Below are 12,232 nucleotides of genomic sequence, written 5' to 3'. Positions count from 1 at the left end.
GGTCAAGTAGAGAGTTCGCCAATGCTAGCACGAGGATTCACGAATCATGCGCGGTAAAGATCTAGTGGCAGTGCTTGCAACCGCACTGGCTTTCGCCTGGCCCGTCGTAGCCCCGGCCGACTCGCTCGAGATGGAATCCGACGTGGTTGAGGCCACGCTGGACAACGGCCTGACGGTATTGGTGTTGGAGGATCGGCGTGCCCCGGTCGTGGCCAATATGGTCTGGTACCGCGTCGGCTCGGCCGACGAGCACAGTGGTGTGACGGGGATCTCGCACATGCTGGAACACATGATGTTCCGTGGGACCGAGGCCTACGAGCCTGGTGAATTCTCGCGCATCGTCTCGCGCCTGGGTGGGCGCGAGAACGCCTTTACCGGTCGCGATTACACCGGCTACTTCCAGATCATCGGCCGTGATCACTGGGAGACGGTGATGGCCATGGAGGCCGAGCGCATGCAGTACCTCAAGCTGCAGGACGATGAGTTCCAGCCGGAGCTGCGCGTGGTGCAGGAGGAGCGCCGCCTGCGCGTGGAGGACCAGCCCAATTCGCTCTTGCGTGAACAGGTGATGGCTACCGCGTTCTTCAACCATCCCTACGGCATTCCTGTGATCGGCTGGATGAGCGATATCGAGGCCTACACCCTGGAGGACACACAGGCATGGTATGACCGCTACTACCACCCGAACAATGCCGTCGTGGTGGTCGTCGGCGATGTCGATGCCGAGGAAGTGATTGCGGCCGCGCGCGAGCATTTCGGGGACATCCCGGCCGGAGATTTGCCCGAGACGAAGCCGCGTACGGAGACCCCGCAACGAGGCGAGCGGCGCATCACCCTGGAGGCGCCGGCCGAGCTGCCCTTCCTGATGATGGGCTGGAAGGCCCCAGTCCTGAACACACTGGACGACCCGATGGATGCCTACGCCCTTATGGTGGCGGCAGGGGTTCTGGATTCCGGCGAAGCCTCGCGGTTTGCCCGCGAGATCGTGCGTGGCGAGGAACTGGCCGGCGCGACGTCGGCCCGTTACAGCCCATTCAGCCGCCTGGATGACCTGTTCATGATCGCGGCCGTGCCCAGCGCCGATACCGATATCGAGTCCCTGGAGGCAGCCTTACTGGAGCAGGTGGAGCGCCTGAAGGACGAGCCAGTCAGCGACAGTGAGTTGGAGCGCGTACACGCCCAGGTGATTGCCTCCGAGATCTACCAGCGCGACTCGGTGCGTTCGCAGGCCTTCCAGCTGGGCATGCTGGAAACCATCGGGGTGGGTTGGCAGGAAGGTGATCGTTTCGTGGAACGCGTGCGTGCGGTTACCGCCGAGGATGTGCAGCGCGTGGTACGGGAATACCTCGTGCCCAATCAACGCACGGTCGGCGTTCTCGACCCCCAGCCCCTGGATGGCGAGGCCCGTCCCGATTCGAGGCAGGCCTACGGTGATGACACGGGAGGTCTGTGATCATGGGAGCCAAGATGATGCGAGCGGGTGTTCTGAGTGTCCTGGGTTTTCTGCTGGCGCTGGCGCTACCGGCCCAGGCCGTCGAGATCGAAGAGTGGGAGACCACCGAGGGGTTGCGGGTGTTGTTTGTGGAGGCGCCGGACCTGCCGATGGTCGACCTGCGCCTGACCTTTGACGGCGGAGCCTCGCGCGATGGGAGCCAGGGCGGCCTGGCGTTGCTGACCAGCAGTGCATTGCGCCACGGCACCGCGGATATGGATGCCGACGAACTGGCCGAGCGCTTCGAGTCCGTCGGTGCCGAATTCGGCACCCAGTCGCTGCGCGATATGGCCATCATCAACCTGCGCAGCCTGACCGAGCCGGACTGGATGGATGCGGCGCTGGATACCCTGACGGACGTCCTGGCCGCGCCGGCTTTCCCGGATAGCGACTTTGACCGCGCGCGGCGCCAGGCCCTGCAAGGTCTCCAGCGCGAGCGCCAGGACCCGGGCAGCGTGGCCACCCGTCGCTTCTACGAATTGATGTACGAAGGCCACCCCTATGCCAATTGGCCGCGGGGTGACCGGGACAGCCTTGAGGCATTGAGTCCCGGGGATGCGCGCACGTTTTTTGAGCGCCACTACACGACCGGCAACGGCGCACTGGCGATTACCGGCGGCCTTGATCGCGAGCAGGCCGAGAGTATCGCGGCCCGCATCTCGTCGGCGCTACCTCGGGGTCCCGCAGTCGATCCGCTGCCAGACGTACCGCAACAGGACGAACCGGTGGAGGAGCGCATTGACTTCCCGTCGGAACAGGCCCACATCCACATGGGCGCGCCCGCCCTGCGCCGCGGGGACGATGACCACTATGCACTGACCCTGGCCAATCACGCCTTTGGTGGCGGTGGATTCACCTCGCGGCTGTTCCAGGAGATCCGCAGCCAGCGCGGATTGGCCTATTCGGTCAGCAGCCGCTTTCAGCCGATGGCCGTGGAAGGGCCGTTCCGGATTGGTATGCAAACCGGAGTGGATCAGGCGGACGATGCGGTGAGCGCCCTGCGCGACGAACTGCGGCGCTGGCACGCCGAGGGAATCGATGCGGACGAGCTGGAGGCGTCGCGTGAGAACACGGTCAAGAGCTTTCCGCTGTCGTTGGCCTCGAACAGCGATATCGTCAGCCTTCTCGGTATGATGGCTTTCTACGAGCTGCCGCTGGACTACTTGGAGCGCTACATCGAGCGCATGGAGGCGGTTGAGCTGGATGACCTGAATAAGCGCCTGCGCGAGCGCATCAATCCGGATGCGATGGTCACGGTGATCGTGGGTGGCCAGGAGTAGGCGTGCCCCCGCCGGGCGCGCCGCGCGCATCCGCATCATCGGCGGTGCCTGGCGGCGGCGCTGGTTGCCGGTGCTCGGGGTGGGTGGGCTGCGGCCCACCGCGGATGCCCTGCGCGAGACCCTGTTCAACTGGCTGCAACCCAGTCTCCCTGGTGCCCGCGTGCTGGATCTGTTCGCTGGTACGGGGGCCCTGGGCCTGGAGGCGGCGTCGCGTGGGGCGGCATCGGTGTTGTTGGTGGAACGTGATGCGCGTGCGGCCGCGCAGTTGCAGGCCAACTGCGAGACGCTGGCGGCCGAACAGGTCACGGTGCGCCGCGACGACGCCCTGCGCTTGCTGGCGTCCGCTCCGCCGGATGGGCAGCCCTATGACTTGGTGCTGGTGGACCCCCCGTTCCACCAGGATCGGGTGGCGCCAGTGCTGGAGGCCTTGGTGATGCAGGGTTGGATCCATGCCGCCAGCCAGATCTACGTGGAGATTGAGGCCGAGGCCGCCCTCGACTTTCTTGCTTCAAGTGGGTGGCATATCGAGCGAGAGCGCCAGGGCGGGCAGGCCCGCGCCTTGCTTTTGACGCGGCTTCCCAGCGTCTAACGGTGAGTGATACGGCGAGGGCTGTGAAGCCCTTCGCGGTTTTTGCAGTGTTGGAAGTCTTTCGCTACGGTGGGCGAAGTCCCACCTGAAAGCGGCAACGCGCCAACGGGCGCGCACCTGAGCGGCTTTGCGGCAAGAAGCAGTCAGGCCCGTGCCCGCAACTCGAACACAAGGGGAAACCGAATGGATGAACAGTCCACCCCCGGTCTGACGCAAACGCGCCTTCGCGGCTTTGGCGTGATCTGCAGCCCGGTCTTCTATGCCTCCAGTATTGTGATCGCAGCGTTTGTGCTGTTTGGGGCGATCTTCCCGGATCGTGCCGAGGCGATCTTCGAACAACTGCAGACCGGGATCTCGGAATATCTTGGCTGGTACTACATGCTGGTCGTAACGGTGTTCCTGGTGTTCTCCCTCTACCTGATGTTCAGCCGGTACGGTGGGGTGCGCCTGGGGGACCAGTTCGAGACGCCGCGCTTTAGCTATGCCGCATGGTTTTCGATGCTGTTCTCCGCCGGGATGGGGATCGGGCTGCTGTTCTGGAGTATCGCCGAGCCGATGTACCACTATCTGAGCCCGCCGCATGCGGAGGGCGAGACCAGTGGCGCGGCCGTCGAGGCGATGCGCTACACCTTTTTCCACTGGGGGCTGCATGCCTGGGCGATCTACATCGTCGTGGGCCTGTCGCTGGCGTATTACGCCTACCGCCACAACCTCCCGCTGCTGATCCGCTCTTCGCTGTATCCCTTCATCGGGGATCGGATCTATGGCCCCTGGGGTCACGTGGTGGATGTCGTGGCCTTGTTCGGCACCCTGTTTGGTGTGGCGACCTCGCTGGGGCTCGGGGTTATGCAGATCAACTCGGGCCTGAACTTCGTGTTCGGGATCGAGGAATCGACCGCCATGCAGATCATACTCGTGGCGATCATCACCCTGATCGCGGTGGGTTCGGTCGCGCTGGGTGTCGACAAGGGCATCAAGCGTCTGTCGAACTTCAACATCGGGCTGGCCGCGATCCTGGTCGCACTGTTGCTGATCATGGGGCCGACGCTGTTCATCCTGCGCCTGCTGGTTGAATCCACCGGCGTTTATGTGCAGAACCTGCCCGAGATGAGTCTGTGGGCCGATACCATTGAAGACTCCGGCTGGGCTGCCTCGTGGACCATCTTCTACTGGGGCTGGTGGATCTCCTGGGCCCCGTATGTCGGCATGTTCATTGCGCGAGTGTCGCGTGGCCGCACCATCCGAGAATTCGTGGCCGGCGTGCTCCTGGCCCCGACCGCCGCGGCCTTTGTCTGGCTGGCCGTGTTCGGGGGTACCGCGATGAGCTACGAGCTCGACGGTGTGGTCGATCTGACCGCCGCCGTGTCGGAGAGCGTGTCCACCGCGTTGTTCGTGACCCTTCAGGCGATGCCGCTATGGGATTGGCTGGCGCTTGTGGTGATGGCAGCGGCGACCTTGCTGATCGTCACCTTCTTTGTCACCTCCTCGGATTCCGGTTCGCTAGTCATCGACACCCTGGCCTCCGGCGACGTGCGCAACCCGACCGTCACCCAGCGCGTGTACTGGGCCATCCTCGAGGGGGTGGTCGCCTCCATCCTGTTGCTGGCGGGGGGGCTCGCGGCGCTGCAGGCCGCCGCGATCAGTATCGGGTTGCCGTTCTCGGTGGTGATGCTGATCATGGTCATCGGGCTGTACAAGAGCCTGCAGCAGACCGAAGCGGTTACGCCGACCAAGTACCAGAAGGAGGCGCCACCGCCGCATACCCTGTTCGGGTATACCGACGACCTCGACGACAAGATCAAATAGGAGTCGATATGGCTGCGTCCCGAGTGGCGCTGCTGGGATGCGGGCTCATGGGGCAACCCATGGGCCTGCGTCTTTTGCAGGCCGGATTTCCCGTGGTGGCGTATAACCGCACGGTATCCCGCGCCAGTGATCTGGCTACGGAGGGAGTGACCGTTCATAGCGCACCTGCGGCGGCGGTCGCGGAGGCAGATGTACTGGTACTCATGCTCAGCGACGCAACGGCCATCGAGGCCGTGCTGGGTGGCCTCCCGACCGGGTCGTTATCGGGGCGCTGCGTGATCCAGATGGCGACGATCCTGCCGGCCGAGAGCCGGGCGCTGGCCAAGCGGGTGCGCGCGGCTGGGGCTTGCTACCTGGAGGCCCCGGTGCTGGGTTCCATCCCGGAAGCTCGGGATGGCCGCCTGCTGATCATGGCGGGTGCCGATAGCGATGAGGACTTTGCCCGTGCACAGCCCGTGTTGGCGGCCCTAGGCGAGACCCCTCGGCATGTCGGTCCGGTGGGGCAGGGGGCGGCGCTGAAGCTGGCTTTCAATCAGCTGATCGCCAGTCTTACCGCCGCGTTCTCCTTGAGCCTTGCGCTGGTCCGACGCGAAGGCGTGGAGGTCGATACCTTCATGGAGATCTTGCGCGATAGCGCTCTGTATGCCCCAACCTTCGACAAGAAGCTGGGCAAGATGCTGTCCGGCGACTTTGGGTCCGCTAACTTCCCGGTCAAGCATCTGCTGAAAGATGTGCGCCTGACCGAGCGGGCGGTCGAGGATGCTCAGCTGGTTGGGCCGTGGTTACCGTTGTTGGCGGACCTTCTGGACCAGGCGCAGGACCAGGGGCTGGCGGACGCTGACTATTCGGCGATCTACCGGGCGATTGCTCCGGAGCCCGCCAAACACTGACCGGCGCGGCACGTTGGCGTGGGTTTATGCACAGTGCGTACCAAGTGCTCGCTCATTGCGGTGGTAGGCCCAAAAAGCGGCGCTCGCGCAGTAACGAAAGAATTAATTGGCCATCAATCAGTAAGTTGCAGGAGGTTCGGCGTTGGTCTGATCCTTGTGGGCTTGACGTTCGAGCCAGCGTTCGTTCCGCTTCCGACAATTCGTCCACAAAGTTATCCACAGGTTGTCCCGGACTATAAAACCCTCTGTTCATTCAGTGAGTTGCCATCCGCTTTGCAGAACGGCTCTCGAAAGACGCTCGCAAATGGGTCTTGCGCTGGTGGGTGATCCACGGCTATCCTATCGGACTTTTCGCCAGAACCTGCGTGAGCCGATCATGAAAGCCGATATCCATCCGAACTACCACCAAGTCAAGGTCATCTGCAGCTGCGGGGAGCAGTTCGAGACCCGCTCCACCCTCTCCAGCGAAGAGATGCAGGTGGATGTGTGCTCGCAGTGCCACCCGTTCTATACCGGCAAGCAGAAGATCGTTGACACCGCTGGCCAGGTCGACAAGTTCAACCGCCGCTTCGCATTCTGAAGCCGTGGCGCGCCGGCCGGCGCGAGATGCAACCGGACGCGTAGCCGCTGTGGCGGGCCGCGGCCGACCCAACGAGGGCGCCCTGTGGGGCGCCCTCGTCTGCGTTGGAGGGGTGCTGCTTTTGTTCGCCCAGGCCGTTGCGGCCCAATGCCAGCTGGCGGACCAGGATGCGCGAGGGCTTCAGGAAGTCGAGGTCGACCGGGTCCAGGGTTTCGATGGACTGCGGTTGGCCGATGGGCGCAGCATCCGCCTGATCGGGCTCGCCCCGGCGGCGGAATTACCGGAGACGAGTCCCTTGATGCGACCTCTGCGCCTGCACGAAGACCTGCAGGATGTATTGGACGAACGGATCGACGCGGCTGGCCAACGCCTGATCCTGCGTCCCGGGCGACCGGCCCGGGATGCCCAGGGGCGTCTCCATATGCACGCCTGGTTACCCGAGGGGCCGCTGCTCGCCAGTGAGCTGATCGCTAGTGGCGCGGCCGTTGCCCGCCCCGGTCTCCAGCCTTCCGCCCTGGACACCTGCTACTACAACGCCGAGGCCGAGGCGCGTGCGGGACAGCGGGGACTCTGGCTGGAACGTCCTGCCGCCTTTCCTGCGATGGCCCTGGACCGGCACGCAGGCGCCCTGCGTCCAGGGCGGTTGCGAGTGCAGGGCGAGGTGGTCTCGGTGCGTTCGACGGAACGCCACTGGGTGCTGGAACTGGACGGCCCGCTGGATGTGTTCATCCATGAGGATGACCGCGCGCACTGGCCGGATCTTGAACCTGACACTTTGAATGGCGAGGCGGTCATTGTGCGTGGTCAGGTGTATCCTTGGAGAGACCGACTGCGGATTCGCATCCGGAATCCGCGCGATCTCGAGGTGGTCGAATAATGCGCGCTTTTCGCAAGCCCTGGCGGACCGGACGTGGTCGCCTGACATCCCTGCTTTTGACGGTGTTGATTGCCGCCGGTCTCGCCGTGGCGGTCCCCGGTTGTGCTACGAACCCGGTGACCGGCCGCTCCCAGCTGATGCTGGTGTCCGAGAACCAGGCGATTGATGCCTCGCGCAGTGCCTATGTCGAGATGCTCGCCCCGGCACGCGAAGAAGGCCGGGTGGACGCCAACCCGGAGATGACCGCGCGGGTCCAGGGCATTACCGAACGCGTGGTGGCGCAGGCCGTCAAGTATCGTCCCGAAACCGCCGACTGGGATTGGGAGATCCGCGTGATCGAGGCCCCGGACACCATCAATGCGTTTGCCATGGCCGGCGGCAAGATGGCGATCTACTCGGGCATTATCGAGCAGCTGGAGCTGACCGATGACGAGCTCGCCCAGATCATCGGGCACGAGATTGCGCATGCGTTGTCCGCGCACACGGCGGAGAAAATGTCGGTGGCAATGGCCAGCAATCTGGCCGTGGCGGGCTACGCGATGACCGGTGACCGTTCGGCGGTTGCATTGACTGGCGCGGCCCTCGGCGCGGCCCTCGCCGTACAGCTCCCGCATAGCCGGCAGATGGAGTCCGAGGCCGACCGCATCGGGATCGAGCTTGCCGCCCGCGCCGGATACAATCCGGATGCCGCCGCCAGCCTGTGGCGCAAGATGGCGGCTCAGTCCAACGGACGGCACCCGGTATTTCTGAGTACGCACCCGGCACCGGAGTCGCGTCAGCGCGAGTTGACCCGGCTGGCCGATCAGTTCCGGCCGGCGTACGACGAGGCCCGCCGCGGCTCCGTCCCCACGCATCCGGTCAACTGACCCTGGGTTCCGGAGCGGCTGCCGGCCGCTCCGGGGCTCGCTGTTTCGCAAGTCACCGTCTTACAAAAAGGCCCCGCGACACTATGTCCAAGGATTTCAACCAGCGCGCGCTGGAGTACCACGAGCAGCACCCGGCCGGGAAACTGGCTATCCACGTCACCAAGCCGACGGCGACCCAGGAGGACCTGTCGCTGGCCTACTCCCCGGGGGTTGCCGCACCGGTGCGCGCAATTGCTGCCGATCCGGAGCTGGCCTATCGCTATACCGGCAAGGGCAACCTGGTCGCCGTGATTACCGATGGTACCGCCGTACTCGGGCTGGGCAACGTCGGTGCGCTGGCGTCCAAGCCGGTGATGGAGGGCAAGGGCGTGCTGTTCAAGGCCTTCGCCAATATCGATGTCTATGACATCGAGGTGGACGCGCCGCAGCCGGAGGATTTCATCAACACGGTGGCGCGGATTGCCGGTGGCTTTGGCGGCATCAATCTCGAGGATATCGCCGCGCCGCATTGTTTCGAGATCGAGCGCCGTCTGAGTGAACGCCTGGATATTCCGGTCTTCCACGATGACCAGCACGGGACGGCGATCATCACCGCCGCCGGATTGGTCAATGCGCTGGAAATCCAGGGCAAGAAGCTGAGCGAGGCCAAGATTGTCTGCGTCGGGGCCGGTGCCGCCGGGATTGCCTCCATGCAGCTGCTGGTCCGCCTGGGCGCGGTGAAGCGAAACCTGTTCATGGTGGATCGCAAGGGCGTGATCCACAGCCAGCGCGACGACCTGAACGAGTACAAGCAGATCTTCGCGGTGGATACCGACGCGCGCAGCCTGGCCGATGCGTGCCAGGATGCCGATGTCTTCATTGGCCTGTCCGGCCCGGACCTGCTGACCCCGGATATGTTGCGCTCCATGGCGCCGAAACCGGTCATCTTTGCGTTGTCCAACCCGGACCCGGAGATTCGCCCGGAGCTGGCGCTGGAGACGCGCGACGACCTGATCATGGCGACCGGGCGTTCGGACTACCCGAACCAGGTCAACAACGTGCTGGGTTTCCCGTTTATCTTTCGTGGTGCGCTGGATGTGCGCGCCCGGACGATCAACGATGAGATGCTGGTGGCCGCGGTTCACGCCCTGGCCGGCCTGGCTCGCGAGCCGGTGCCGCAGGTCGTGCTGGATGCCTATGGTCTGGAAACCCTGGAGTTCGGCCCCCACTACATCCTACCGACGCCGTTCGATCCACGCCTGATCGATACCGTGCCGCCCGCCATCAGCAAGGCCGCTCGGGACAGCGGGGTCGCGCGCCTGTAACGTCCACGAGCAAGGACTGAGGAGTCGTATGCAAAAGATCGCCATAGTCGGCGCCGGCCGCGTCGGCGAATCCACCGCCCAGTTCCTGGCGCGCCGCGATGTGGCGCGCGAGATCGCGTTGCTGGATGTGCGCGAGGGTGCCGCGGCGGGCGCGGCACTGGATATTCAGGAGACCGCGCCACTGCTGCGCTTCGATACTCGCCTGAGCGGCAGCCATGAGCCGTCGGTGATCGCGGGATCGGAGCTGGTCATCGTGACCGCCGGATTGCCGCGCAAGCCGGGGATGTCGCGTTCCGATGTGCTGGACAAGAACGTCGAGATCCTCGATCTCATCCTGCAGGACATCCTGGTTCACGCCCCTCAGAGCCGTATCCTGGTGGTGTCGAATCCCGTGGACGTGCTGACCTACCGCGCCTGGCAGAAGACCGGCTGGAGTCGCGATCGCATTTTCGGTCAGGCCGGGGTGCTGGATACCTCGCGCATGGCCGCCTTCATTGCGCTGGAGACCGGGCTGTCCACCCATGACATCCAGGCGTTGGTGCTGGGCGGCCATGGCGACGCAATGGTGCCGATGCTGCGCTACTCGTCGGTCAATGGCGTGCCGCTACACCACTTCATGGATCAGTCCACGCTGGACAATATCGTCGAGCGTACCCGCCACGGTGGGGCCGAGATCCTGGCCCTGAAACAGACCTCCAGCGCCTACGGCGCCCCGGCCGCCGCGATCGCCGAGATGGTTGAGGCAATCGCCCTGGATCGCCGTCGGGTGCTGCCGACCGTGGCCCTGCTGGACGGCGAATACGGCGAGCGTGACGTGGCCATGGGCGTGCCCTGTATTCTGGGCCAGGGCGGCATGGAGCGCGCGATCGAGCTGGAGCTGAATGCCGAGGAACGCGCGGCCTTTGACCAGTCCATCGCCGGTGTGCGGAAGGACCTTGAGCGCCTCTCCTGAGCCCAGCCTGGCAGCAGGTGCCCGGTTGCCGACCCTGACCCTGGTCGACAGCAGCATCTTTGTGTTTCGCGCCTGGTTTGCGCGGGGGCTGGATGCGGATTCGCGGGGGCGTCCCGGTGGTGCGTTGCACGGCCTGGTGCACTCGCTCTGCCAGTGGCTGCCTACCTGCGCGCCGGGGCCGGTCGCCTTCTGTTTCGACACCGGCTTGCGCCGAGGCTTTCGCCACCGCATCGACCCGACCTACAAGGCCCATCGCCCGCCGGCGCCGCCGGAGCTGCGCGAGCAGTTCGAGCGGATCCGTGAGCTGCTGGAACGGCTCGGCTTCGCCACGTTCGCCAATCCCGAGTACGAGGCCGACGACCTGATCGCGACCCTGGCCCGCAGTGGTCGCGCGGCGGGGTATCGGATCGACGTGAAGAGCGCGGACAAGGACCTGACCCAGGTCATCCTTGGCCAGCAGGATCGTCTGCACGACCCCGAGCGCGGGCTTGATCTGGATCGCCGGGCTATCGAGAAGCGCTTTCGCCTGCGTCCGGAGCAGGTCGCGGACATGCTGGCCCTGGCCGGTGATGCCAGTGACAACATCCCAGGGATCGAGGGCATCGGGCCGAAGAGCGCGGCCCGGATCCTGCGGCGTCTGCATGACCTCGACACCGTGCTGGCGGACCCGGCGGCGGTCGCCCGCTGCAATATCCGGCGCGCCCCCGTGGTGGCCACGACCATTGCCGAGCAGACCGATGCGCTCCGCCGCTGGCGGCAATTGACCGGGCTCGTCGACCGTATTCCGGACTTGCCGCCTCCGGGACTGCTGGGGCCTGCGGGCCCCGAGCCGAACGCATGGGCGTGGTTGCAGGACCTCGGCGTAGCGCTGGCCTACCAGGCCCCCCTTCTCGCGGCGGCGCGCGCCTGGACCCCTGCAGATGCGAGGCAGACCGCATGATTCGCCATTGGGCTCCCCTGATGGTCACGGTGCTGGCCCTGCTGGTACTGCTCCCGGGCACGCTGCAGGCGCACCCCCACGCCTGGATCGACCTGGAGATCACGTTCGAACGCGATCGCGACGGGCAGCTGACCCACATGCATCACAACTGGCGCTTTGATCCCACCTATGGGCAGTACCTGTACGACGATGCCCAGGAACACCAGGAGGGCACGACTTCCGAGGAGCGCCTGCAGGCGCTGGCAGCCGAGATCCTCGGCAACCTGGACGAGTATCGCTGGTACAGCCACATCAAGGCGGGCGATGAAGCCATTGGCATTGCGGCGGCCGAGGAGCCGCGCATGGCGATGGAGGAGGGGTTGCTGCACTTTCGCTTCCGGCTGGAGCTGGATCAGCCCGTGGATCCGAAAGCCCGCGACCTGGAGTACAAGGTCTACGACCCGACCTTCTTCATTGAGGTTCTGCACCGCGAGCCGCATGGCATACGCGTAGTCGATGCGGCCGGACTGGTGGATGCGGCTTGCGAGGCCCGGCTCGAGCGGCCGCGGCCCGATCCGGCAATGGTCGCGCGCGCCATGGCGCTGGATTACGGCGCCAGTGTCGATTACGACCTCGGTCGGCATTTCGCCGAACGCGTCACGTTGCGCTGCGACTGA

Annotated in this window: 12 protein-coding genes; all 12 read left to right on the top strand. The window is 65.1% G+C overall.

Going from position 1 to position 12,232, the window contains the following annotated elements:
* The first annotated feature begins 46 nt into the window (after nt 1-46).
* A complete protein-coding gene (locus F462_RS05405) occupies nt 47-1,453 on the top strand; it encodes a M16 family metallopeptidase (RefSeq protein ID WP_038052198.1) in 1,407 nt (468 codons plus the stop codon).
* A 14-nt stretch (nt 1,454-1,467) separates the two neighbouring features.
* The gene (locus F462_RS05400) at nt 1,468-2,772 is read left to right on the top strand and encodes a M16 family metallopeptidase (protein WP_038054829.1); all 1,305 of its coding nucleotides are present in this window, start codon (nt 1,468-1,470) and stop codon (nt 2,770-2,772) included.
* Nucleotides 2,759-3,361 carry a 16S rRNA (guanine(966)-N(2))-methyltransferase RsmD gene (rsmD, locus tag F462_RS05395; RefSeq protein ID WP_038052196.1) on the top strand — a complete coding sequence of 201 codons (603 nt, stop codon included), beginning with the start codon at nt 2,759-2,761 and terminating at the stop codon, nt 3,359-3,361. Before F462_RS05400 ends, rsmD begins: the two co-directional genes overlap by 14 nt.
* A gap of 183 nt (nt 3,362-3,544) precedes the next feature.
* Complete coding sequence (locus F462_RS05390; RefSeq protein WP_038052194.1) at nt 3,545-5,167, top strand: BCCT family transporter; 1,623 nt, start codon at nt 3,545-3,547, stop codon at nt 5,165-5,167.
* Nucleotides 5,168-5,175: 8 nt separating this feature from the next.
* A complete protein-coding gene (locus F462_RS05385) occupies nt 5,176-6,057 on the top strand; it encodes an NAD(P)-dependent oxidoreductase (RefSeq protein ID WP_038052193.1) in 882 nt (293 codons plus the stop codon).
* Nucleotides 6,058-6,433: 376 nt separating this feature from the next.
* On the top strand, nt 6,434-6,637 hold the full coding sequence (gene rpmE / locus F462_RS05380) for a 50S ribosomal protein L31 (RefSeq protein WP_026181709.1): 204 nt from the start codon (nt 6,434-6,436) through the stop codon (nt 6,635-6,637).
* A 49-nt stretch (nt 6,638-6,686) separates the two neighbouring features.
* Nucleotides 6,687-7,514, top strand: a complete 828-nt coding sequence (locus tag F462_RS05375; protein WP_038052192.1) for a thermonuclease family protein — start codon at nt 6,687-6,689, stop codon at nt 7,512-7,514.
* Nucleotides 7,514-8,380, top strand: a complete 867-nt coding sequence (locus F462_RS05370) for a M48 family metallopeptidase (RefSeq protein WP_038052191.1) — start codon at nt 7,514-7,516, stop codon at nt 8,378-8,380. The genes F462_RS05375 and F462_RS05370 overlap by 1 nt, the downstream gene beginning before the upstream one ends.
* Before the next feature lie 83 nt (nt 8,381-8,463).
* Nucleotides 8,464-9,684 (top strand): malic enzyme-like NAD(P)-binding protein, encoded by a 1,221-nt coding sequence (locus F462_RS05365; protein WP_038052190.1) that lies wholly within the window; start codon nt 8,464-8,466, stop codon nt 9,682-9,684.
* Between the two features lie 28 nt (nt 9,685-9,712).
* Nucleotides 9,713-10,636, top strand: a complete 924-nt coding sequence (gene mdh / locus F462_RS05360; RefSeq protein WP_038052188.1) for a malate dehydrogenase — start codon at nt 9,713-9,715, stop codon at nt 10,634-10,636.
* Nucleotides 10,620-11,576, top strand: coding sequence for a 5'-3' exonuclease (locus F462_RS05355; protein ID WP_371180491.1), 957 nt, complete (start codon nt 10,620-10,622; stop codon nt 11,574-11,576). Before mdh ends, F462_RS05355 begins: the two co-directional genes overlap by 17 nt.
* A complete protein-coding gene (locus F462_RS05350) occupies nt 11,573-12,232 on the top strand; it encodes a DUF1007 family protein (RefSeq protein ID WP_038052184.1) in 660 nt (219 codons plus the stop codon). Before F462_RS05355 ends, F462_RS05350 begins: the two co-directional genes overlap by 4 nt.

The sequence above is a fragment of the Thioalkalivibrio sp. ALJ1 genome, from assembly GCF_000745395.1.
Lineage (GTDB): Bacteria > Pseudomonadota > Gammaproteobacteria > Ectothiorhodospirales > Ectothiorhodospiraceae > Thioalkalivibrio.
Note: the sequence above shows the minus strand (reverse complement) of the source record. Positions and strands in the feature narration are given on the sequence as shown.